Origin of the sequence: Actinomadura luzonensis (assembly GCF_022664455.2) — a bacterium.
In the GTDB taxonomy this organism is placed as follows: domain Bacteria; phylum Actinomycetota; class Actinomycetes; order Streptosporangiales; family Streptosporangiaceae; genus Nonomuraea; species Nonomuraea luzonensis.
In genome coordinates this window covers 3,700,121-3,723,726 of sequence record NZ_JAKRKC020000001.1, presented here as the reverse complement: position 1 = coordinate 3,723,726, position 23,606 = coordinate 3,700,121, and the positions used below count along the sequence as shown (strand labels likewise).

At 77.1% G+C, this 23,606-nt stretch carries 16 protein-coding genes; 9 read left to right on the top strand and 7 right to left on the bottom strand.

The window, feature by feature from the left end:
• The first annotated feature begins 52 nt into the window (after positions 1-52).
• Together MF672_RS18230 and MF672_RS18225 are read left to right on the top strand one after the other, a co-directional pair.
• Positions 53-847 carry an aminotransferase class IV family protein gene (locus MF672_RS18230; RefSeq protein WP_242382917.1) on the top strand — a complete coding sequence of 265 codons (795 nt, stop codon included), beginning with the start codon at positions 53-55 and terminating at the stop codon, positions 845-847.
• A gap of 78 nt (positions 848-925) precedes the next feature.
• The gene (locus MF672_RS18225) at positions 926-1,798 is read left to right on the top strand and encodes an alpha/beta fold hydrolase (RefSeq protein WP_242382915.1); all 873 of its coding nucleotides are present in this window, start codon (positions 926-928) and stop codon (positions 1,796-1,798) included.
• Between the two features lie 43 nt (positions 1,799-1,841).
• Here the strand turns inward: MF672_RS18225 and MF672_RS18220 are convergent, their stop codons facing one another.
• Entirely contained in the window at positions 1,842-2,312 is a 471-nt protein-coding gene (locus tag MF672_RS18220) for a hypothetical protein (protein ID WP_242382914.1), read from the bottom strand.
• 107 nt (positions 2,313-2,419) lie between these two features.
• Between MF672_RS18220 and MF672_RS18215 the strand changes: the two genes are divergently transcribed.
• Positions 2,420-2,995: a TetR/AcrR family transcriptional regulator gene (locus tag MF672_RS18215; protein ID WP_242382912.1), complete on the top strand. Its 576-nt coding sequence runs from the start codon at positions 2,420-2,422 to the stop codon at positions 2,993-2,995.
• Here MF672_RS18215 and MF672_RS18210 read toward each other — a convergent pair.
• A complete protein-coding gene (locus MF672_RS18210; protein WP_242382910.1) occupies positions 2,956-3,915 on the bottom strand; it encodes a helix-turn-helix transcriptional regulator in 960 nt (319 codons plus the stop codon). The two genes, MF672_RS18215 and MF672_RS18210, sit on opposite strands and share 40 nt — an antisense overlap.
• 141 nt (positions 3,916-4,056) lie before the next feature.
• Between MF672_RS18210 and MF672_RS18205 the strand changes: the two genes are divergently transcribed.
• From MF672_RS18205 to MF672_RS18180, 6 genes are all read left to right on the top strand, one after another.
• Entirely contained in the window at positions 4,057-4,617 is a 561-nt protein-coding gene (locus tag MF672_RS18205; protein ID WP_242382908.1) for a quercetin 2,3-dioxygenase, read from the top strand.
• A 61-nt stretch (positions 4,618-4,678) separates the two neighbouring features.
• Positions 4,679-5,341, top strand: coding sequence for an alpha/beta hydrolase fold domain-containing protein (locus MF672_RS18200; RefSeq protein ID WP_247815293.1), 663 nt, complete (start codon positions 4,679-4,681; stop codon positions 5,339-5,341).
• Complete coding sequence (locus MF672_RS18195) at positions 5,272-5,571, top strand: prolyl oligopeptidase family serine peptidase (RefSeq protein ID WP_308210533.1); 300 nt, start codon at positions 5,272-5,274, stop codon at positions 5,569-5,571. The genes MF672_RS18200 and MF672_RS18195 overlap by 70 nt, the downstream gene beginning before the upstream one ends.
• A 119-nt stretch (positions 5,572-5,690) precedes the next feature.
• On the top strand, positions 5,691-6,260 hold the full coding sequence (locus tag MF672_RS18190) for a hypothetical protein (protein ID WP_242382351.1): 570 nt from the start codon (positions 5,691-5,693) through the stop codon (positions 6,258-6,260).
• 12 nt (positions 6,261-6,272) lie between these two features.
• Positions 6,273-7,253 (top strand): DUF2804 domain-containing protein, encoded by a 981-nt coding sequence (locus MF672_RS18185; RefSeq protein WP_242382350.1) that lies wholly within the window; start codon positions 6,273-6,275, stop codon positions 7,251-7,253.
• A gap of 108 nt (positions 7,254-7,361) precedes the next feature.
• On the top strand, positions 7,362-8,366 hold the full coding sequence (locus MF672_RS18180; protein WP_242382353.1) for a zinc-binding dehydrogenase: 1,005 nt from the start codon (positions 7,362-7,364) through the stop codon (positions 8,364-8,366).
• Positions 8,367-8,372: 6 nt separating this feature from the next.
• Here MF672_RS18180 and MF672_RS18175 read toward each other — a convergent pair whose 3' ends face one another.
• From MF672_RS18175 to MF672_RS18155, 5 genes are read right to left on the bottom strand one after another with little or no spacing between them, the layout of a single operon-like run.
• A complete protein-coding gene (locus tag MF672_RS18175; protein WP_242382349.1) occupies positions 8,373-9,758 on the bottom strand; it encodes a condensation domain-containing protein in 1,386 nt (461 codons plus the stop codon).
• Entirely contained in the window at positions 9,755-10,018 is a 264-nt protein-coding gene (locus MF672_RS18170; RefSeq protein ID WP_242382348.1) for an acyl carrier protein, read from the bottom strand. Before MF672_RS18170 ends, MF672_RS18175 begins: the two co-directional genes overlap by 4 nt.
• A complete protein-coding gene (locus tag MF672_RS18165; protein WP_247815291.1) occupies positions 10,015-15,657 on the bottom strand; it encodes a non-ribosomal peptide synthetase/MFS transporter in 5,643 nt (1,880 codons plus the stop codon). Before MF672_RS18165 ends, MF672_RS18170 begins: the two co-directional genes overlap by 4 nt.
• Positions 15,654-22,025: a non-ribosomal peptide synthetase gene (locus MF672_RS18160; RefSeq protein WP_247815290.1), complete on the bottom strand. Its 6,372-nt coding sequence runs from the start codon at positions 22,023-22,025 to the stop codon at positions 15,654-15,656. Before MF672_RS18160 ends, MF672_RS18165 begins: the two co-directional genes overlap by 4 nt.
• Positions 22,022-23,509 carry a class I adenylate-forming enzyme family protein gene (locus MF672_RS18155; protein ID WP_242381981.1) on the bottom strand — a complete coding sequence of 496 codons (1,488 nt, stop codon included), beginning with the start codon at positions 23,507-23,509 and terminating at the stop codon, positions 22,022-22,024. The genes MF672_RS18160 and MF672_RS18155 overlap by 4 nt, the downstream gene beginning before the upstream one ends.
• Positions 23,510-23,606 lie beyond the last annotated feature (97 nt).

The following is a 23,606-nucleotide window of genomic DNA, read 5'->3' as shown; positions in this document are numbered from 1 at the left end:
ATCGTTGCATAGGTCGATAGCATGCGTGTGCAAGCGAAGAAAGGGATCCGCCATGCCGACCATCTGGGCCGCCCACCTCAACGGCCGCCCGGCGACCGCCGGCGACCTCGCGCCGCTCGCCTTCGCCGGCTACGCCCACTTCACCGCCATGCAGGTCCGCGACGGCCGGGTGCGCGGCCTCGACCTGCACCTGGAACGGCTGCGCGCCGCCTCGGCCGAGCTGTTCGGCCGCACGCTGTCCGACGAGCGGGTGCGGTCCTTCCTGCGCGCCGCCGTCGCGGCCGGCCCGCCCGACCTGTCGCTGACGGCCCACGTGTACGCGCCCGGGTTCGCCGCCGCCGGCGCCGAGCCGGATGTCCTGGTGCGCACCGGACCGGCCGCCACTCCTCCCGAGGGCCCGCTGGCGCTCGCGGCCGCCGCGCACGAGCGGTTCCTCCCGCACGTCAAGCAGGCCGGCGAGGCGGCCAAGACCTACCACCTGCGCCGCGCGGCGGCCGAGGGCCTCGACGACGCCGCGTTCGTCGACCGGCGGGGCCGGCTCAGCGAGGCCACCATCTGGAACCTCGCCTTCTGGGACGGCTCGGCTGTCGTGTGGCCGGTGGCCGCGCGGCTGGGCGGCGTCACCATGGGAGTCGTCCGCCGCCGGCTGGCCGCGCTCGGCGTCCCGCAGCTCGACCGCGAGGTCACCCTCGACGACCTGCCCGGCCTGGCCGGCGCCGTGGTCATGAACTCCTGGACGCCCGCAGTCCCCGTGCACCGGATCGGGGCCGCCGACTTGCCCCCGGCCCCGTCGTTCGTGAAGCTGTTGCACCGGGCCTACCAGGACGAACCGCCCGTCAGCCCCTGAGCCGCCCGGCCGCCGGGCCGGCGATGAGTTCCGGCGGCCCGGCCGGTCCATACAGGGGAAGCGACGAAGGAGCGAAAAATGCGAGAGTTCAAGACCCACACCCTCGAGGTGCCCGGCGCGGTCCTCCACTACGAGGTGCGCGAGGCCGCCGAGCCCTCGGGCCGGCCCGTGCTGCTGCTGATCGGCTCGCCCATGGGGGCGGCCGGGTTCGTCGCGCTGGCCGAGCGCCTGCCGGAGCGCACGATCGTCACCTACGACCCGCGCGGCGTGGGCGAGAGCCGCAAGACCGGCGAGCCGGGTGAGGAGTCCACGCCCGAGCAGCACGCCGACGACCTGCACCGGCTGATCGCCGAGGCCGGCGGCGGGCCGGTGGACGTCTTCGCCAGCAGCGGCGGCGCGGTCAACGCGCTGGTGCTGGTGGCCCGGCACCCGGAGCAGGTGCGCACGCTCGTCGCGCACGAGCCGCCCGCCGCCCAGGTGCTGCCGGACCGCGAGCAGGCGCTGGCCGCGATCCAGGGCATCAGCAGGACGTACCGGCAGGACGGGCTCGGCCCGGCGATGGCGCAGTTCATCACGATCGTCGGCCTGAAGGGCGACATCCCGGCCGACTTCGCCGACCGCCCGGCCCCCGACCCGGCCATGTTCGGCCTGCCGGCCGAGGACGACGGCTCCCGCGACGACGCGCTGCTCGGGCAGAACCTCATCTCCTGCACCCACCACGAGCACGACTTCGACGCGCTGCGCGCCGCGTCCACCCGGATCGTGATCGGCGTCGGCGCCGAGTCGGCGGGCGAGATGGCGCACCGCGGCGGCGTGGCGGTCGCGGGCCGGCTCGGCGTCGAGCCCGTCACCTTCCCCAGCAACCACGGCGGGTTCCTGGACGACACGTTCGGCATGCCGGGCGACCCCGACGGCTTCGCGGCGCGGCTGCGCGAGGTGCTGGAGGGCTGAGCGCCCGCTCCGGGGCCGGCGTTCCCGGCCCCGGGAGCCGGGCTCAGGACGGCCACATGACGTGCTGGGCCCACACCGACTCCAGACCCGCCACCAGCGTGGTCCCGGTGTACCACCAGACGGCGGCCACGGCCGCGGTCAGCAGGCAGGAGGCGGCGACCGCCCCCGCGCCGCGCGCCCGGCCGGGCGCGAGCACCCACCAGACCACCGCGAGCACGGTCACCGCCAGCGCGAACGAGACCGCCGTCAGGGCGTCGCCCTGGTGGGCGTGCGCGAGGACCGTCGCCGGCAGGTCCTTCCCGGCCCGCGCGGCGGACGCCCGCAGCGCCTCGTAGAGGGTGGAGCCCGCCTCCTCGGCCCAGACCGCGAGCGCCACGTTGAGCACGCCGGCCGCGACGAGGGGGAGGCGCAGGGCGCGCCGGATCCCCGGACGCCAGGCGTAGCCGAGCGCCAGCAGGGCCGTGAGCGGGGCGGTGATGACCACCAGATGAGCGGCGATTACGTGGACGGGCATGTCCGTCACCTGCTTCTCGTGAGCTTCCCTGCCATCGTCCCGCCGCTGTCACCTTCTGTCAATGTGGCAGATACTGCCATCATGGCAGGACGTGATAGCCTGCTGTGATGGCGCTGACCCTCCGTGAGCGCAACCGCCTCGCCGCGGTGCACCACATCATCACCACCGCGATGGACCTCTTCGACGAGCACGGCTACGCCGAGGTCACGGTCGAGCGGATCGCCGCGGCCGCCGGCGTCTCGCCGCGCACCTTCTACCGCTACTTCGGCACCAAGGAGGGCCTGTTCACCACCGACCCGCACACGGCGGTCGGCGGCGACGGGCTGAAGCCGCACCTCGACCCCGCCGACCTGCCCGGCACGATGCGCCGCCTGGTCGCCGCCATCGCCGGCCCGCCGCCCCAGGACGGGGTGCCCCGGTCGGAGCCGTGGCGCGGCATGCGGTACGTGCTGGAGGAGCCCGCGGTGCGGGCCGCCGTCCACGCCGGGCTGGACGAGGGCAGCCGCCGCCTCACCGACCTGCTGACCGCCGCCGGCGTGCCGCCCGTCCGCGCCCGGGTCACCGCCCGCGCGTACTGGTTCGGGGTCTACTTCGGCTCGCTGGAGCAGTGGCACCTCGACGGGCGGGTGCGCCCGCTGCTCTCCTACGTCGAGGAGGCGCTGGCCGTGCTCGGCGGCTCCTGAGCGGCCCACCCGCCGGCGGCCGGGTCGGGGGCGGCGCCGCGGGTGACGGCGCGGAACGTCGCCGGCGTCATCCCCGTGCGCCGCCGGAAGAACGCCCCGAACGCCGTCGGGTGCGCGAACCCCACCCGGTCGCCCACCGCCGACGCCGGCAGGTCGGTGTGCACCAGCAGCCGCTTGGCCTCCAGCAGCACCCGGTCGTCGATGAGGCGCTTGGCTCCGCGCCCGGCCACCGCGTGCGCCGCGCGGGTCAGGGTGCGCACGCTGTAGCCGAGCCGGGCCGCGTAGTCCGCCACCTTGTGGGTGCGGGCGAAGTCGCGCTCCACCGCCTCCTGCAGCCGCAGGAACGCCTCGTTGCCCGCGCTCTCCCCGGCCGTCCCGCCCCGCAGGTGCGCCAGGCGCAGCAGCAGGACCGACAGCAGGTGGCGCATCACCTCGATGTGCGCCTCCAGCGGCAGGTCCGCGAGCCGGGCATACTCGCCGCGCAGCAGCTCCAGCACCTGCTCCACGGCCGTGCGCTGGGCGCCCGCCGGGGTCAGCGGCGCGCGGCGGACCCGCCGGTCCACGCCGGCCGCCGCGCCCGACACGCGGTCGAGGAAGCCCGTGGGGAAGAGGATCACCGTGGCCTCGGCCGCGGACAGGTCGCCGAGGTACTGGTGGACCTGCCCCGGCCGGACCCAGAACCAGCTCCCCGGCCCCACCTCGTGCACGCTCCAGCCGGCCGCGCACCGCACCGTGCCCGCGTGCACCGCGATCAGCTCGTGGAAGCCGAGCCGCCGCGGCGCGTACGGGTCGGCGCCCTGCGCGCGGCGGCGCGCGGCGAGCCGCGGCAGGTCCAGCACCTCGACGCCGGGCGGCGCGCCCGGCGCGGGCCGGTAGGGCAGCTCCGGCACGTCGTCCCGCCGGTGACCGTTTTTCTTCATGGTGTGTCGCCAAGTGTACGGCTTGCCCGGCTTCGCCTGGGGCTACCGTGTGACGTGGCGGAGCCAGCGTGACCGAAAACCGTGAGACAGCGTCGTCGTGCCGCCTGACCAGCCCCTTTCCCCGGACGTCCGGAGGTCCACGTGACGATCGAGTACGCCACCCGGTACCGCGCCCGCTCGCACCTGCCCGCCGAGCCCGGCGTCCCGTACTTCGTCGAGAAGGGCATGGGCGACCGCGCCCACCTGTTCGGCGACCTGTTCACCGTCTACGCGGGCGGCGAGCAGACCGAGAACACCTTCAACTTCTTCACCTGCCAGGGCCCCAAGGGCGAGACCATCCCCGCCCACGCCCACCCCGGCACCTACGAGGTCTTCTACGTCACCCAGGGCGCCGTGCGGGTCTTCGTCGAGGACCTGCGGGGCGAGCAGAGCGAGCGGCTGCTGACGGCCGGCGACTTCGGCTTCGTCCCGAAGGGCTGCCCGCACGCCTACCGCATCGAGCGCCACGACAGCCTGATCGTCGGCGTCGCGGCCGGGCCCGGCGGCACGTTCGAGCGCTTCTTCGAGTCGCTGGGCGCGCCCACCGACGCGCTCGGCCTGCCCAAGGAGCCGGTCGTGCCCGAGCCCGCCGCGTTCGGCACCGTGCCGCAGCGGTACGACGTGCGCTTCCTGCCCGGCCACCAGTGGCACACGAGCCCCTGACCCGCCGTCCTGGACCCGCCGTCCCGGACCCGCCCGCCCCGCACCCGTGAGGACCAGCACGATGACGACCCTGCCGGAGCTGACCGCGCCCCCGGACCCGGCCGCCCTGCCGCTGCCCGCCCCCGCCCACCCGGACGGCCCCGGCGCGCGGCTGCTGCGCGGCGCCGTGTACGCCCTCCGCGACGGCACCCGCCCCCTGGAGCTCGACCTGTGGCTGCCCGCGGGCGCGGCGGGACCCGCCCCGCTGGTGGTGTTCCTGCACGGCGGCGGCTGGCGCAGGGGCCTGCGCGGCGACTTCGGCCCCCGCTTCCGGCACTGGCGTCCGGGGCCGCCCGCCCTGCTGGCCGGGGCCGGGTTCGCCGTGGCCTGCCCCGCCTACCGGCTGTCCGGCGAGGCCCCGTACCCCGCCCAGCTCGACGACGTGCGCGCCGCGCTCGGCTGGCTGCGCGCCCGCGCCGGCGAGCTGGCCGTGGACGCCGCCCGCACCGTCGTGTGGGGCGAGTCGGCCGGCGGCCACCTCGCCGCGCTGGCCGCGCTCACCGAGCCCGGCGTGCGCGGCTGCGTCGCCTGGTACCCGCCCACCGACCTGGCCGCGCTCGCCGCCGACCACGACGGGCCGCTCGACCCGGCCGACCCCGGCGCACGTACGAGGCCCTGCTGCTGGGCCGCCCCGCCGCCGAGGACCCCGGGGCGGCCCGCGCGGCCAGCCCCGTCGCGCACGTGACGCCGGACGCGCCGCCGTTCCTGCTCCTGCACGGCACCGCCGACACCCGCGTCCCCGCCGCGCAGAGCGCCCGCCTGGCCGAGGCCCTGCGCGCCGCCGGGGCGCGCGCGGACCTGCGGCCGGTGCCGGACGCCGACCACCTGTGGGCCGGCGTCGGCGAGCAGGTGGTCGAGGAGTGCTTCGCCGCCTCGCTGGCCTTCGCCCGCGAGGTCACCTCCACATCAGCCTGACCCGGCCGCGGAAACGCGAAAAAGAGGGCGAGTACCCGATAACAGGTGGGCCGGAGCGCCTGGGTTCTCTATCGTGGGCCTGGTTTGACCATGTTCCCCCCTCAAAAGGAGACGTTCGCGTGAAGAACACGCTTCTGGCGTCGCGAACCGGCCTCATCGCCGCGGTCACGCTGGCCGGCGCCCTGGTGGCGGCCACCCCGGCCGGGGCCACCGCGAGCACCACCACCGTCAGCACCACTGCCGTCAGCGCTGTGGCCGCGGCCCCGCAGGCCGCCGCCTCGTCCGCCGCCGCGCGCCCGCGCAACGGCGCGATCCTCTTCGACCGCATCAGCGGCGGCCGCGGCGTCCTGAAGATCAAGAACGGCCTGTCCAGGGACGGCGTCGTCATCCTGGTCCGCGGCGGCACCAAGGCGATCAGCATCTACGTCCGCGCCCACTCCTCGGCCAGCATCAAGGACGTGCGCGACGGCACGTACCGCATCTACTTCACCACCGGCTACCGCTACAGCACCTCCTCGCACCGCTTCACCCGCGCGGCCACGTACCAGCGCTTCGACGACCGGCTGCGCTACTCCACCGTCCGCACCTCGACGCAGATCCGCTACAAGATCTACACCCTGACCCTCAACCCCGTGCGGGGCGGCAACGCCCGCACCAGCTCGGTCAACCCGAAGAACTTCCCGGGCTAGTACATTCGGCCCATGCCGACGCACGAGCGGGAGATCACCGAGCCCGTCGACCTGTGCCTGCCCGGCGGCCGCCTCAACCCGGCGGCCGTCGGCTGGACCAGGCGCCCCCTGCACCGGGCCAACCTGCGCGGCTGGGGCCGGGCCAAGCGCTGGGAGTACTGGGGCGTCGTGACGCCGTCCCACGTCGTCGGGGTGGTGGCGTCGTCGCTGGACTACGCCGGCGTCCACGGCGTCTACGTGCTCGACCGCGCCTCCCGCGCGGAGGTCAGCCACGACGCCGTGGTGCCGCTGGCCCGCGGCGCGGTGTTCCCGCCGGTCAGCGGCGCGGGCCGGGCCCGCGCCACGGGCGGCGGCGTCCGCGTCGAGATCGACCAGGACCCCGGCGGCACCCGGCTGCGGGCCGCCGCGCCCGGCGTCGCCGTGGACCTGGAGATCCCGCTCCCGGACGGGCACGAGTCGCTGGGCGTCGTGGTCCCGTGGGGGCCGCGCCGCTTCCAGTACACGGTCAAGGACGTCGGGCGGCCGGTGCGCGGCCGGCTCGTGCTCGGCGACGTCACGCACGACGTGGGCGAGGACGCCTTCGCGGTGCTCGACCACGGGCGCGGCAGGTGGCCGTACTCCGTCGCGTGGAACTGGGCCGCGGGCAGCGCCCCCGGGCGGGCCGTGCAGCTCGGCGGCAAGTGGACCGACGGCACCGGCATGACGGAGAACGCGCTGTTCCTCGACGGCCGGCTGCACAAGATCGGGGCGGAGCTGGAGTGGTCCTACGACCGCGCCGACTGGCTCAAGCCCTGGCGGATCTCCGGCGACGGCGTCGAGGTGGAGTTCACGCCGTTCCACGAGCGGGTCTCGCGCACCGAGCTGGGCGTCGTCGGCTCCGAGACGCACCAGTGCTTCGGCTCCTTCGGCGGCCGGGTCCGGGCCGGCGACGGCGCCTGGGTGGCGCTCGACGGGCTCACCGGCTGGGCCGAGGAGGCGCGCAACCGCTGGTGACACGCCCCGGGCCTGCCTGGGGCGGCGGCCGGTCCCGGCCGTAGGCTCCCTGGTGGGCGGGGCGCCCGGCCCCGCCCGGCCGAGGAAGAGAGACCCACCGTGACCGACATGCTGGCCGCCCGGCTGCACCTGCCCACCCGCGAGCTGCGCATGGAGCGCGTGCCGGTGCCGGAGCCCGGGCCCGGGCAGGTGCGGATCGCGGTGCGCGCCGCCGGCGTCTGCCTGTCCGACGTGCACCTGCTCGACGGCACCCTGCGGCCCGCGTGGCTCACCGGTGACGAGGTCACGCTCGGCCACGAGGTGGCGGGCGTGATCGAGGCGGCCGGCCCCGGCGCGGAGGCCTGGAGCCCGGGGCAGCGGGTGGTGCTCCAGGCGGGGGAGAGCGACCTGCGCGGCACGGTGCTGACCCGCGGCGTCGACTACGACGGCGGCTACGCCGAGTACGCCCTGGCCACCGCCACGACCGTGGTGCCGATCCCCGACGACCTGCCGTTCGAGCAGGCGTGCATCATCCCCGACGCCGTCTCCACCCCGTGGGCGGCCATCACCTCCACCGCCGCCACCCGGGCGGGCGACGCCGCCGCCGTGTGGGGCGTCGGCGGGCTCGGCGCGCACGCCGTACAGCTCCTGCGCCTGGTCGGCGCGGCCCCGGTGATCGCCGTCGACCCGCTGCCCGCCGCCAGGCAACGGGCGCTCGCGCTCGGCGCCGACGTCGCGATCGACCCGGCCGACCCGGCCTTCCGCGACGCCGTGCTGGACCGCACCGGCGGCCTCGGGCTGGACGTCGCCCTCGACTTCGCCGGCGTGCCGCCGGTGCGCGAGCAGGCGCTGAAGGTGCTCGGCCCGGGCGGCCGGCTGGTCGTCGTCGGGCTGGCCGGGCAGCCCGTCACGATCCCCGACGACATCGGGCTCGCCTACTTCCGCCAGTCCGTGCACGGCCACTACGGCTCCCTGCCGCAGGACGTCCAGCGCCTGGTCACGCTGGCCGGGCGCGGGCGGCTCGACCTGAGCGCGTCGGTCAGCGGCGTGCTGCCGCTGGCCGAGGCCCCGGCCGCGCTCGACCGGCTGGCCCGCAAGGAGGGCGACCCGATCCGGCTCGTGCTCGTGCCCTGACCCCGCTCACCGCGACGCGGCGGGCAGGCCGCCCGGGCGCGGCATGCCGCACAGCCGGGCGGCGCCGGCCATCGGCACGTCCTCGCGCACGGCCCGCACCAGCAGGCTCTCCACGGCCAGCAGCATGGCCCGCGCCGTCTCCCGCCCGAGGTAGGCGGTGTCGGCGATGAGGCTGAGCTGCCCGGTGTCGGGGGCGGTGCCGACGGTGAAGAACGCCTTGAACCGCACGCCGGGCCAGGCGTCGCGCACCGACGTCCGCGACGGCGGGGCCGCGGCGGGCAGGCTCGGCCACTCGCCGGTGCCGCGCCGGTCGTTGAAGAAGGCGTCCAGGTCCGGCTCCCGGCCGCGCCGGCGGCCGACCTCCTCGCGCATGGCCTGCATCGCGTAGGGGTCGTAGCAGGCGTTGCGGTAGGCGGTCAGGGCGTTGCGGTGCGCGGCCCGGCAGAGCGCGGCGAAGTCCTGCTCCGCCAGGTCCAGGACGAACAGCGCGTCCTGCCCGACGGTGGCGACCAGGCCGCGGGTGCGGGGGTCGCGCCGGTTGCCGTGCACGAGCTGCATGACCGCCCGCTCCCGGCCGCTCGCCGTGGCGAGGACGGCGGCGCAGGCGGCCAGCAGCACGCTCGTGGTGCTGAGCGTCCAGCGGGCCGCCAGGGCGGTCGCCGCGGCCGCCAGCGCCACCGACTCCAGCTCGACCTCGATGAAGCGCGGGTCCTCCGGCTCCCCGGGGGCGTGGTCGAACACCTCCAGCGGCACCTCCTCCAGCACCGGCCGCCAGTACGCCAGCGACCGCGCCGACCGCGCCAGGAACACCGGCGACCGCTCCAGCTCCACCTGGTCGGCCGGCTGCCAGGAGGGCGGCGGCAGCTCCTCGCCGCGCAGCAGCGCCTTCCACTCGGCGGCCAGCAGCGACAACGCCTGGTAGTCCACGGCCAGGTGGGAGAAGGCGAGCGCGACCGCCTTCGGCCGGCCGTCCTTCAGCACGAGCGAACAGCGCAGCGGCAGGTCCCGGCCGTGGTCGAACGGGACGCGGCCGAGGTCGGCGGCGACCCGCGCGGCCGCCCGCAGCGCGCTCTCGCCCGGCTCCGGCACGGTCAGCGCCACCGGCAGCTCGCCGGTCGCCGCCACCCGCTGCACCGGGCCCTCAGGACCGGCCACGAACGTGGTGCGCAGGCTCTCGTGCCGCTCCAGCAGCGCGCGCAGCCCGCCGAGGACGTCGGCCGGCTCGCGGCGGCCGTAGACCGGCAGCACCCACGGGCAGTTGAGGAAGGCCCGGCTGCCGCCCATCAGGTGCGTCGCCCGCCACATGAGCCGCTGCCCCCACGTCAGCGGCCCCTCCGGCACCCGCGGCGGGGCCGCCGCGAACACCACCACGGCCTGCTCCAGGCCGGTCACGACCCGCGCTCCAGCAGGCCCGCCACGGCGGCGGCGAGGTCGCCGACGCGCTCGGCGGTGGACAGCTCGGCGCTCGGCCCCGCGCCCAGGTCCACGTCCACGCCGAAGACGTCCTCGATGGCGTCCACGAGCCTGATGCGGGCCAGCGACGTGAGCCCGAGCGCGGACAGGCTGTGCTCGCCGGCCAGGGCCTCCTCGGCGCCGACCGCGCCCTCGGAGACCTCGGCGATCAGCTCGGCCAGCCTGCGCTCCAGGCTCACCGGGGCTCTCCCGCCCGGTCGAGGGGGCGTGCGGGGGCTGCGTCCATGGCGGTTACTCCCGGAGGTAGGGGATCAGCGGCGGGGACGCCCAGCGCGCGCAGGCCGACCAGGTCGTCGGCGACGGTGTCGGGCACCTCCCTGTCGAAGCGGGCCAGGGCCGGCACCCGCGTCGCGACCAGCGCGAGCGCCATGATGACCAGGCCGGACAGCACGTACATGAGGCCGATGCCGCGCCCCGGCCCGGTGCCGATGAGCGCGCCCACGGTCGGGGCCAGCGGGCCGCCGTCCAGCAGCAGCGGGTCGAGCAGCGCGGCGGCGTACGGGGCGACCAGGCCGTACCCGATCGGCAGCGTGGACCAGGCGATGAGGGTGTTCATCGCGAACACCCGCCCGTGGAAGCGCTGCGGCACCTTGACCTGGACGATCGTGGTGTAGATGCCGTTCAGCACCGTCACCCAGGCCGTCATCCCGCACGCCCCGGCCGCGATCACCGCCAGGTCGGCCCGCAGGCCGGTGACCGCGCAGCAGAAGCCGAGCGCCAGCGCGCACAGCAGCACGCCGCGCAGCCGCAGCCGGCGCGGCCCGCCCCACACGGTCATGACCAGCGCGCCGGCCAGCGTCCCCGCCCCCGCCAGGAACGACACCCGGCCCACGTCCCCGAGCCCCGCGAAGGACAGCACCAGCGGCGAGAACATCAGCAGCAGCGGCGCGAGGAAGACGTTCATGACGACGAAGAACAGCAACATCGCGACGAACCCGCGGTGCCCGAGCGAGTAGCGCAGCCCGCCCAGGATCTCGTCCTTCACCGACTCGCGCCGCCGCCACGGCAGCGTGCGCGGGAAGCGCACCACCAGCAGCACGGCGACGGCGACCGCGTAGCTCAGGACGTCGAGCACGAGGATGCCGCCGAGCCCGATGCCCGCCATCAGCCCGACCGCGAACAGCGGCACCAGGAGCTGCGCGGTGCCGTTGCCGAGCTGCAGCACCCCGTTGGCGTGCCCGAGGTACAGCTTGGGCACGAGCTGCGGCACGGCCGAGAAGTACGCGATCCGCTGGAACGTCAGCGCCACCGACAGGCAGCCGAGCAGCGGGTAGATCAGTCCCGGCGACAGGTTCCCGGTCCACAGCAGCGTGCCGAACGCGAGCTGGATCGCCAGCGCCGCCGCGTCGCCCGCCAGCATCACCCGCCGCCGGTCCGCGCGGTCGATCACCGCCCCGGCGACCGGCGCGGCCAGCAGCCCCGGCACCAGCCCGGCGACCGCCATGAGCGCGAACTGCGCCACCGACCCCGTCGTGGTGTAGATCCACAGCGGCACCGCGAACTCGGTCAGCGCCGACCCCGTCGCCGACACGAGCTGGCTCGCCGCCACGGTCAGGAAGCGGGCCAGGCCCGGCCGGGGCCCGGCGGGCGGGGGCGCCTCGCCGGCGCGCGACACGCCGTGCAGCCACCAGGTGGCGCCGTCCCGGCGGCCCGTCACGGGCGCCTCCAGCTCCCGGTGCACGGTGGTGACGATCCCGGCCAGCTCCCGCGCCCGGTACTTGAGGAAGAAGTGCCCCGCCTCGGCCAGCACGACCACGGCCGACACCGGCGTGAGGAAGTGCCACTCCCGGTAGCGCTCCTGGTAGTAGTCCGTGGCCGGGTCCTCGGTGCCGGCCACGGTGATCACCGGCGCGCGCAGCCGCTCCGCGCCGGACTCCAGCAGCCGCGTGTAGAACTCCTCGGCCTCGCGCGAGTCGCGCCGCATGTTGCGCACGATCCTGCGGGCCTGCCCCGGGTCCACCTCGCCCATGTCCAGGCCCATCGAGATGAGCCAGTTGACGTAACGCTGGTCGCCGCGCAGCCGCTCGCCCTCCGCCAGCTTCGTCAGCCGCGACAGCAGCGCGCCGCGCGGCCGGGCGAAGGGGAAGATCCCGCCGATGTAGACGGCGGCCGGCTCCCGCCCGGCGGCCTCCAGGCGGCGGGCCAGCTCGACGGCCAGGGCCGAGCCGACGCCGCAGTGCCCGTACAGCACGATCGGGCCGGCCACCTTCTCCAGGATCTCGGCCACACACGCCGCCGCCAGCTCCTCGAACGGCAGCCGCTCCTCCTCCACGCCCACGTCGTGCCCCGGGATCGCCACCGACCACAGGGCGGCGGAGTCCGGCAGGGCGTCGGCGAGCGGCTGGTAGACGACCGCGCTGCCGCCGCCGTACGGCACGCAGACGTAGGTCAGCTCCGGCGCCCGCCGCGAGGCGGGGGTGAGCCGGTGCAGCAGGGCGCGCGGACCGCGCCGCTCGGCGGGCGTGTCGGCGAGCGCGGCCAGCTCGCGGATCGTGCGATGCTTGAAGACGTCCATGACGGCGACCGCGAGGCCGCTGTCCCGGCGCAGCCGGGCCACCACCTGCGTGGCCAGCAGCGAGTGGCCGCCCAGGTCGAAGAAGTCGTCGTGCACGCCCACGGCGTCCAGGCCCAGCAGGTCGCGCCAGATCGCGGCCAGCGCCGACTCGGTGGGGGTGGCGGGGGCGACCAGCGCCACCCCGGCGTCGCGGGCGGCGACCGGGGCGGGCAGGCGGCGGCGGTCCAGCTTGCCGCTGGGGCCGAGCGGCAGCGCGTCCAGCGTGACGAAGGCGGCCGGCACCATGTGGTCGGGCAGGGTGCGCTTCAACGCGGCCCGCAGCGCGGCGTGGTCCGGCCCGGCGGACCGGTCCGGCTCCGCCTCCCCTGGCGTGACGTAGGCGACCAGCCGGTCCTCGCGGACGATCACCGCGGCGTCGCGGACGGCGGGCAGCGCGCGCAGGGCCGCCTCGATCTCGCCCGGCTCGATCCGCAGGCCGCGCAGCTTGACCTGGTCGTCCAGGCGGCCCAGGAACTCCAGCGTGCCGTCCGGCCGCCACCGGGCCAGGTCGCCGGTCCGGTACAGGCGCGCGCCCGGCGGCCCGTACGGGTCGGGCACGAACCGCTCGGCGGTCAGCGCGGGCCGGTTCAGGTAGCCGGTGGCCAGCCCCGCGCCGCCGATGTGCAGCTCGCCCGGCACCCCGACCGGGGCCGGCCGGAGCGCGGCGTCCAGCACGTACAGGGCGGTGTTGGCGATCGGGCCGCCGATCGGCACCCGGGCCAGGCCGGCCAGCGCGTCCGGGGTGCAGTGCCAGGCGGAGACGTCCACCGCCGCCTCGGTCGGCCCGTACAGGTTGTGCAGCTCGGCGGCGGGCAGCGCGGCCAGGCAGCGGCGGGCCAGGTCGGCGGGCAGCTCCTCGCCGGAGCAGATCACCCGCCGCAGCGACCCGCACCCGGCCGCGCCGTCCTCGGCGAGGAAGACGGCCAGCATCGACGGCACGAAGTGCGCGGTGGTGACGCCCTCCGCGGCGATCAGCTCCCGCAGGTAGGCCGCGTCCCGGTGCCCGCCCGGCGCGGCCAGCGTCAGCCGGGCGCCGCAGCGCAGCGGCCAGAACAGCTCCCACACCGACACGTCGAAGCTGAGCGGCGTCTTCTGCAGCACGACGTCGGCCGCGTCCAGCCCGAAGCGCTCCTGCATCCAGTCCAGGCGGTTGGCGATGCCGCCGTGGGTGTTCGGCACGCCCTTCGGGCGGCCGGTGGAGCCCGAGGTGTAGATGACGTACGCCACGTCGCCGGGGCCGGCCTGCGGCAGCGGCGCGTCGTCGCCGCCGGTCCAGGCGTCCGGGTCGTCCAGGTCGAGGACGAGCGCGGCCGACGGCGGCAGCTCGGCGCGGAGCCCGCGCTGCGTGAGCAGCGCCGCCGGGGCGGCGTCGGCCAGCATGAACGCCACCCGCTCCGCCGGGTACTCCGGGTCCACCGGCAGGTAGGCGGCGCCCGCCTTCAGCACGCCCAGCAGGCCGGGCAGCAGCTCGGGCGAGCGCTCCGCGCACACCGCGACCACCGAGCCGGGCCGCACGCCGTGGCGGCGCAGGGTGCGGGCGATCCGGTCCGCCGCCGCGTCCAGCTCCGCGTACGTCAGCGAGCGCCCCTCGCAGCGCACGGCGAGCGCGTCCGGGGTGCGGGCGGCCTGGGCCTCGAAGCGGCCGTGCAGCGTGGCCGGGCCGGGGTAGGCGGTGGCCGTGTCGTTCCACGTCTCCAGGACCAGGCGGCGCTCGCCGTCGGTCATCAGGTCGAGGCGGGACAGCGGCAGGTCCGGCCGGGCGGCGGCTCGCGCCAGCAGCGTGCCCAGGTGCCCGGTCAGCCGCTCGGCGGTCTCCCGGTCGAACAGGTCCGTGTTGTGCACCAGCAGGCCGCCGCGACCGTCGCCGGCGTACAGCTCCAGGTCGTAGCGGGTGGACCAGGAGCTCACCGGGAAGTCGGCGGCGCTCAGCCCGGCGGGCGGGACGAGGTCGCCGTCGCGGTAGTTCTGCACCGCCAGCAGCACCTCGAACAGCGGCGGCCTGGACACCTCGCGCGGCAGGTCCAGCTCCGCGACGAGCTGCTCGAACGGCAGGTCCTGATGGGCCAGGGCGTCCAGCGTGACCGCCCGCGCCCGCTCCAGCAGCTCCGCGAACGACGGGTCGCCCGACAGGTCCACCCGCATCGTCAGCATGTTGACGAAGCAGCCGACCACCCGGTCCAGCTCGGGCGCGGGCCGCCCGGCCACGGGCGAGCCCACGGCCACGTCGGACGCGCCCGCGTAACGGCCCAGCAGCGCCGCGAACGCGGCCAGCAGCACCATGTACGGGGTCGCCCGGTGCTCGCGGGCCAGCCGCGCCAGGCCCGCCGCCGCCTCCTCGGGCAGCTCGAAGGCGCAGGCCGCGCCGGAGTAGGTGCGCTCCGGCGGGCGGGGCCGGTCGGTCGGCAGGTCCAGGGGCTCCAGCCCGGCCAGCCGGTCGCGCCAGAACTCCAGGTCCCGCGCCGCCAGGGGGCGGGCGCGCTGCCAGGCCGCGTAGTCGGCGTAGGAGACCTCGGGCGGGGGCGGGACGGTCCCGTCGTAGCGGGCGTACAGCTCGCGCAGCAGCAGGTCCGCCGACCAGCCGTCAGCCGCTATGTGGTGGATCGCGATCGTCAGGACGTGGTCGGCGGGGCCGAGCCGCACCAGCAGCGCCCGCGCCACCGGGCCCGCCGCCAGGTCGAACGGGGCCGCCAGGAACTCCTCCACCAGGGCGCGGGCGGCGTCCTCGCCGGCCGCCTCCCGTACCGTCAGCGGCAGCACCTCTTCCCCGGCCGCCTCCCCGGTAGCCGCCTCCGCCACCGTCACCCGGGGGCGGCCGTCGCCGGTGGCGGGGAAGCGCATGCGCAGGGCGTCGTGCCCGGCCGCCGTGGCGGCGAGCGCCGCCGCCAGCCGGTCGGCGTCCAGGGGGCCGCGCAGGCGTACCCGGATCGGGATGGTGAGCTGGGCGGTGCCCGGCGCGAACTGCTCCAGGAACCACAACCGCTCCTGCGCGTGCGACAACGGCAGTTCCCCTGCCGCCCGCACCGGCACCACCCGGCGCACCCCCGGCCCGCCCCCGGGCGTGCCTCCGGCCCCCTGCCCGCTCCCGGCCGCGTCCCCGTGCCGGCCGCCGGCCGCGTCCTCCGGCGTGCCCTCCGGTGCGGTGGCCGCCACCGCCGCGCCCTGCCGCAGCCGCCGCGCGAGCAACGCCCGCTTCGCCTCCGACAGCACCCCCGCCACCTCGGACGGCTGCTCGGGGGACGACGGGGTGGGGTCGGTGGTGGTCATCGTTGGGCCTCCGCGTCGAGCAGCCGGGCCGCCTCCGCGTCGGACAGCCCCGCGAGCTGCTCGATCAGCAGCTCCTCCACCGCCTCGGCCAGCCCCGCCACGGTGGGCCGGTCGAAGACGGTACGGATCGGCACCTCCACCTCGACCGCGTTCCCCAGGAGCGCCGCCACCCGCGTCGCCAGCAGCGAGTGCCCGCCGAGCGCGAAGAAGTCGTCCAGCGCCCCGACGCGCTCGCCGTCCAGCCCGAGGACCCGCGCCCACACCCCGGCCACCAGCTCCTCGGCGTCGGTGCGGGGCGGCACGTGCCGGGCGGCCGGTTCGGGCTCGGGCGGCGGCAGCGCCGCCGTGTCGACCTTGCCGGCGACCGTCAGCGGCAGCGTGTCCAGCCGCACCCACGCTGACGGCACCAGGTGCGCGGGCAGGGACGCGGCCAGCGCGCGGCGCAGCTCGTCCGGGGCGGCGTCCCCGGCGACGTAGGCGACCAGGCGCTCGCCGTGCGCGGCGACGGCTGCCTGCCGCACCCCGGGCCGGGCCAGCAGCGCCGTCTCCACCTCGCCCGGCTCCACGCGGAAGCCGCGCACCTTCACCTGGCCGTCGAGCCGGCCCAGGAACTCCAGCGTCCCGTCCGCCCGCCACCGCACCCGGTCCCCCGTCCGGTAGAGGCGCGCGCCGGGCGGCCCCCACGGGTCCGGCCCGAACCGGTCGGCGGTCAGGGCGGGCCGGTTGAGGTAGCCGCGGGCCAGCCCCGCCCCGCCGAGGCACAGCTCGCCGGGGAAGCCGGGCGGCACCGGCTCGCCGTACGGGCCGAGGACGCGCGCCGTCGTCCCCGAGATGGGCCGGCCGATGGGCGGCCGGCGGACGGCGTCGGACGCGCCGAGCGTCGCCGCCGTGGCGATGACCGTGGCCTCGGTCGGCCCGTAGGTGTTGACCAGCCGCACCCGGTCGCCGAACCGGTCGCGCCAGCGCGCCACGGCGGCCTCCCGCGCCTGCTCGCCGCCGAGGACGACCAGCCGCAGCGGCTCCGGCCAGGTGACGTCGCCGAGCGCCTCGGTCAGCCGGTGCCAGTAGGCGGTGGGCAGGTCCAGCACGGTGACCTCCCGCCCGGCGGGGGTGCGCAGCTCGTCCGGCAGGGTCGCCGCGCCGCCGGGCAGCAGCAGCACCGACGCCCCCGCCGCCAGCGCCGGGTACAGCTCCTCGGCGTGCGCGTCGAAGCTCAGCGAGGCGAACTGGACCACCCGGTCGCCGGGGTGCAGCCCGTACGCCTGCCGCATCCACGCCACCCGCGCGGCCAGCGCCCCGTGCTCGACCAGCACGCCCTTCGGCCGCCCGGTGGAGCCGGAGGTGTAGATCACGTACGCGGGGTCGCCGGGCCCGGCAGAGGCCCAGCCGCCGAGCCACCGGTCGTCGCCGCTGCCCGACCGCTCCGACGGCACCAGCACCGCCACGTCCGGCGGCAGCCGCCTGGCCAGCGCCGGGTCGGTCACGACCAGCCGGGCGCCGCTGTCGGCGAGGAGGAAGGCCAGCCGCTCGTCCGGGTGCTCCGGGTCCAGCGGCAGGTACGCGCCGCCGGCCCGCCACACGGCGAGCAGCGCCACGATCGCCTCGGCCGAGCGGCCCAGGCACACGCCGACCACGCTCCCGTCGGCCACGCCGCGCCGCCGCAGCGCCGCCGCCAGCAGCGCCACCCGCCGGTCCAGCTCGCCGTAGCTGACCCGTTCGGCGCCGCACACCAGCGCCGTCGCCGCCGGGTCGGCGGCCACGGCCCGCTCGAACAGCGCGGGGACCGGCTCGGCGGGCCCGGCCGGCTCGGCCTCGCCCCACGCCAGCGCGGCCTCGTCGGCGCCGGTCAGCAGCGGCAGCCGCGACAGCGGCCGGTCCGGGTCCTCGGCGACGCCCTCCAGCAGCACCGCGAACCGCGCCGCCAGCCCTTCGGCCGTGGCCGCCGCGTACCGGGCGGCGTCGTAGCCGAGGACGGCCCGCAGCCCCTGCTCGTCGCGCCAGGTCTCCAGCGCCAGGTCGAACTTGGCCTGCCGGTACCCGCCGTCGAACAGCCGCACCCGCAGCTCGCCCATCCGCTCCGGCGGGGTGCCGTCGCCGGCCTGGCTGTGCAGGATGACCATGGTGGACAGCAGCGGGTTGCGCCGCAGGTCGCGCGGCACGCCCAGCTCGCCGACCAGCCGCTCGAACGGCACCGTCCGGTGCGCGTGCGCCTCCAGCACCGCGCGCCGGGTGGCCGTGAGCAGGTCGCGGAAGGCCGGGTCGCCCGCGAGGTCGCCGCGCAGCACGAGCGTGTCGGTCAGGTAGCCGATCACCGGCTCCAGCTCGACCCGGTCGCGGGCCGCCCACGGGGTGCCGACCAGCACGTCCGTCCGTCCGGTGTGCCGGGCCAGCAGCACCTGGTACGCCGCCGCCAGCACCATGAACAGCGACGCCCCCTGCTCCTGCGCCAGCCGCTCCAGCCGGGACACCACCCGGTCCGGGACGCGGAAGGGATGGAAGGCGCCCTCCGGCCGGCCCCCGCCGGGCAGGTCGGGGGGCAGCTCCAGCGCGGGCGGGTCGGCCAGGCGGTCCCGCCAGTAGGCGAGGGACTCCTCGGCCGCCGCGCCGGAGTCGCGCTCGCGCTGCCACAGCGCGACGTCGCCGTACTGGACCGGCAGCGGCGGCAGCGCCGGCTCCCGCCCCTCCACCCGGGCCAGGTAGAGCGCGAACAGGTCGTCGAACAACACGCCGAGCGAGGCCCCGTCGGCGATGACGTGGTGCAGCACGAAGCACAGCACGTGGTCGTCGCCGCCCAGGGTGAGCAGGGACATCCGCAGCGGCGGCGCGGCGGCGAGGTCGAAGGGCGCGTTGACGCGCTCGGCCACCAGCCGCCTGGCCCGCTCGGCCGGGTCGGGCGCGCCGCCCAGGTCGATCCGCTCGACGGCGACGGGCCCCGGCGGGTGCACGAGCGCGACCGGCTCGCCGTCCACGTCCCCGAACGACGTGCGCAGGCTCTCGTGCCGCGCCACCACCGCCTCCAGCGCCCCGAGGAGGGCGGGGACGTCGAGCGGCCCGCCGAGCCGCAGCACCAGGTACATGTTGTAGGAGGCGTCGGCCGGGTCGAGGCGATGCAGGAACCACAGGCGCTCCTGCGCGTACGACAGCGGCGGGGCCGTCCCGGCCGGGCGGGGCCGGACGCCGTCGCCGGGCTGCTCGCCGGGCTGCTCGCGGGGCGCGTCGCGCAGCCGGGCGATCTCGGCCGCCACGCCCTCGACGGTGGGGTCGTCGAAGAAGGCGTCCAAGGACACCTCGACGCCCATCCGCTCCCTGATCCTGGCGGTGATCTGGGCGATGGTGAGCGAGTGGCCGCCGAGGTCGAACAGGTCGTCGTCCGGCCCGATCTCGTCGTCCTCGGCCAGTTCCAGCACCTCGCGCCAGATCCGCCGCACCTCCTCGGCCAGATCCGCGTCACGAGCCGCCGGGACGGGGGCGGCCGGGGCAGCGGCGGCGGGGCCGGGGGAGCGGCGCGGCGGGTCGGGCAGGGCGGCGCGGTCCAGCTTGCCGACCGGGTTCAGCGGGAGGGCGTCCACGGCGACGTACGCGGCCGGCAGCAGCGGCGCGGGCAGCGTCCCGGCCAGGTGGGCGGCCAGCGCGGCCGGCTCGGGCGCCGCCCCCGGCGCGGGCACCAGCCAGGCGACCAGCCGCTCGCCGCGCAGCGCCACGGCGGCCTCCGCGACGCCGGGGTGCTCACGCAGGCGGGCCTCGATCTCGCCCGGCTCGACGCGGTGACCGAGCAGCTTGAGCTGCCCGTCGCGGCGGCCCAGGAACGCGAGCGTCCCGTCCGGCCGCCACCGGGCCAGGTCGCCGGTGCGGTACAGGCGCGACCCGGGCGGGCCGAACGGGTCCGGCACGAACCGGTCGGCGGTGAGCGCGGGACGGCCCCGGTAGCCCCGCGCCACCCCGTCCCCGGCGATGCACAGCTCACCCGCGACGCCCTGCGGGACCGGGCGGAGTGCGTCGTCGAGCAGGTACACCCGGGTGTTGGCGAGCGGCCGCCCGATGGTCACGGCGGCGTCCTCCCCGCCGTCCTCCCCGCCGTCATCCCCGCCGGCCGCTGTACCCACCTCCGCGTACGTGCTCCAGATCGTCGTCTCCGTCGGCCCGTACACGTTCACCACCCGGGGGCAGCGCGCCCGCAGCTCGGCCGCCAACGCCGGCGGCAGCGCCTCGCCGCCGGCCAGCGCCGTCACCCCGCCGAGCCCGCCGGGCAGCAGCAGCCGCCACACCGACGGCGTCGCCTGCACGTGCGTCACCCCTTGCGCGGCGGCCAGCGCGGCCACCGCGGCGGGCGCCCGCACGGCCCCGGGCGGAGCGACGACCATCCGGCCCCCGACGGCCAGCGGAAGGTACAGCTCCAGGGCGGAGATGTCGAAGGCGGGCGACGTCAGCGCCAGCCACACGTCCGCCGGCCCGGACCCGAGGCGGTCGCGCATCGCCAGCAGCAGGTTCGCCAGGCTGCGGTGCTCCACCTCCACGCCCTTCGGGCGCCCGGTCGAACCCGAGGTGTAGATCACGTACGCCAGGTCGCCGGGCCGCGCCCCGACGTCCGCCGGCGCCGTCCCGGACTCCGCTCCCACCAGCAGCACCGGCCCAGGGAGGCCGGCCGGCGGCGGCTCCTCCGACAGGATCAGCCGGGGACGGGCGTCCTCGGCGATCATGGCCAGCCGCCCGGCCGGGTGGTCCGGGTCGAGCGGCAGGTACGCGGCCCCCGCCCGCAGCACCGCCAGCAGGCAGACCGGCAGCGCCGCCGAGCGCCGCACGTGCACGGCCACCAGGTCGCCGCGCCCCACCCCGGCCGCGCGCAGCCGCCCGGCGAGCCGGCCCGCGGCGGCGTCCAGCTCGGCGTAGGTGAGCGAGCGGTCCCCGTCGGTGACGGCGACCGCGTCCGGCCGCGCCCGCACCTGGGCGGCGAAGAGCGCGGGCAGCGTCGTCTCCGCCGGGTACGGCGCCGCCGTGTCGTTCCACCCGGTCAGCAGCCGCCGCCGCTCGGCAGCGCCCATCACCTCCAGCGCGCCCAGCCGCGTCCCGGGGTCGCGGGCGGCGTGCCTCAGCAGGGTCCGCAGCCCGGCGGCGAAGCGGGCGGCGAGGTCGCCGTCCACCGCCGCCGGGTCGTGGCGCAGGCACCAGGCCAGCCCGCCGGGCCCGTCGGCGAACTGCAGGTGCAGCGGGTTGCGCACGCCGCCGCCGAACATCATCCGGTCCACCGTGACGTCCAGGCCCGGCCACTCCGGCTCCGGCGCCCCCCTGCGGTAGCTGACCGTGACCGGCACGACCGCGCCGCGCGGCAGGCCGAGCGCCCGCGCGACCGGCACCTCCCGGAACCGGTACGCCTCCCGCGCCTCGGCCCTGACCTGCCGCACCAGCTCCCGGAACGCCAGCCCGGCGGACGGCCGGGCGAAGACGGGCAGCTCGTTGACGAACGGCCCGACGTGCCCGGCGCGGGCCGCGTCGCGCGTGGTCACGTCGATCCCCACCACGGTGGGCGCGTCCGCGCCGTCCGGGCCCCGGTAGCGGAACAGCAGCGCGTGCACGGCCGCCAGCAGCACCTCGAACGTCGTCGCGCCCGTCTCCCGCGCCACCGCCGCCGCGCACGCGCCCAGCTCCTGCTCGACGTCGCCGCCGAGCTGCGCGCCGGGGCCGTACCGGTGGGCGGTGGGCCGCAGGCCGGGCAGCGCCGGCCCGGCCGGCTCCGTCCAGCGCCCGGCCCAGAACGCGCGCGCGTCCGGCAACGCGGCCTCGGCGCGCGCCCGCTCCGCGGCGGCCGCCTCGGCGAACGGCAGCGGCGCGACCGGGCCCCGCGTGCCGGTCGCGTAGAAGCGGGCCAGGTCCCGTACCAGGATGTCCTTGGACAGGCCGTCGAAGACCAGGTGATGGGCGACGAACAGCAGCAGGTGCCGCCCCGCCCCCACGGGCGCCAGCGTGAAGCGGGCCAGCGGCCCCTCCTCCAGGTCGAACGGCCGGGCCACCTCCTCCCGCACCAGCCGCTCCAGCGCGCCGGGCGCGTCACCGGGCGGGCCGGCGAGCGTCACGGACGGCTCCTCGGCCGCGGCCTGCCGCAGCCCGCCCGCGCCGTCGCGGACGGTCGTCGCCAGCACCGGGTGCCGGGCGACCACGGCGGCGCACGCGGACAGCAGCGCGTCCACGTCGAGCGGGCCGTCGAACCACAGGGCCAGCGGCAGGTGGTAGGCCGGGCCCGCCGCCGACTGCTCGGCGACCCACATCCCCTCCTGCGCGAACGAGGCCGGCGCGTCCGTGAGGCGGACGGCCTGGGTGTACGGGACCGGGGCGTGCGGGGCCGGCGCGGTTTCCTGCCGGTGGTGCTGCGTCATGAGCGATCTTCCTGTGCGAGCAGGTCGAGAAGGCGGGGCTTGACCACTTTGCCGAGGTGGTTGCGCGGCAGCTCGGGCACGAACAGCAGCCGGGCGGGCAGCTCGTGCCGGGCGAGCCGGTCCAGCAGGAACGTCCGCAGGCCGGCGGCGGTGACCGGCTGCCGCACGACGACGGCCGCCGCCGGCACCCGGCCGAGCACCGGGTGCGGCAGCCCGACCACGGCGGCCTCGGCGACCGCCGGGTGCTCGTGCAGGGCCGCCTCCACCTGCAGCGTGGACACCTTGAACGCGCCGGACTTGATGACGTCGCCCTCCCGGTCCACCAGGTGGAGGTAGCCGTCCCGGTCGAGGTAGCCGATGTCGCCCATGCGCACCCAGCCGTCGCGGAACACCTCGCCGCTCAGCCGCCGGTCGCCGTAGTAGGCGCGCGGGCCCGCGGGGGAGCGGAGCCACACCTCGCCCTGCTCGCCGGGCCCGGCCGGCGAGCCGTCCTGGCGCAGGATCCGCAGGTCGCCGCCGGACGCGGGCCGCCCGACGGAGTCGGGCCGGGCCGGGTCGACGATCATCACGGTCTGGGCGGGCGCCGCCTCGGTCGAGGTGTAGTAGTTGACGATCGTCGCCTTCGGGAACGCCTCGGCCAGGCCGGCCGCGACGGCGGGCGGCAGCGCGGCCGCGGTGGAGCCGAGCAGCCGCACGCAGCTCAGGTCGTGGCGCTCGTGCACCCGCGCGCCGAGCAGCTCGATCGCCATGGCCGGCACCACGAACAACGTCCCCGCCCGGTAGGACTCGGCGACCCGGGCGAAGCGGCCCGGCGTGAAGCGGGGGAGGGTGAGCGCCGCCGGGCGGGCGTCGAGGGCGTTGACGAGCATGGTCTGCCCGGCGTTGCTGCCGATCGGGAAGGCGTGCAGGAAGTGCCGCGAGTGGGCCAGCTTGCGGCGGCGCGGGCCGGGGTCGGCGCCGTAGGCCAGGTTGGCGTGCGTCGCGCCGACCCCCTTGGCCCGGCCCGTGGTGCCGGAGGTGTAGATGATCTGCGCCAGGTCGCCGGGGCGCGCCTCGGGCAGGGGAGCGTCGCCGCCGTCCAGGGGCAGGCCGGCGAGGGTCGCCCGCCAGCCGCCGGCGTCCGGCGGTTGGAGCCCGTCGCCGTGCAGGACGGCCTCCACCGAGCAGTCCGTGAAGGCGTGCCGCACCTCGGCCGCCGCCAGCCGGTCCGACAGGGGCACCGCCACGCCGCCGGCCCGCAGCACCCCTGCCCAGGCCACGGCGTAGTCGATCCAGTCCCGCTCGCCGTACAGCAGCCCGACCCGTCCCCCGGGCCGCAGCCCCCGCCGGGCCAGCGCCCGGGCGAGCGCGGCCGAGCGCGCCTCCCACTCCCCGAATGTCAGCGCCCCCACCCCGGCCACCTCGACGGCGGTGCGCCCGGCCTCCTGCCGCGCGCGGAGCGAGAGAAGGCCGGGCAGCGTGAGCGTGGCGTCTCCCTTCACCACTGCGCGTAACCGAAATGTTTCGACGGCATGACTAACCTCACCACCGGACGTCACCCCTGTCGCGACCCCGTTGGGGCGCTTCCGTAGCGGCAGGATA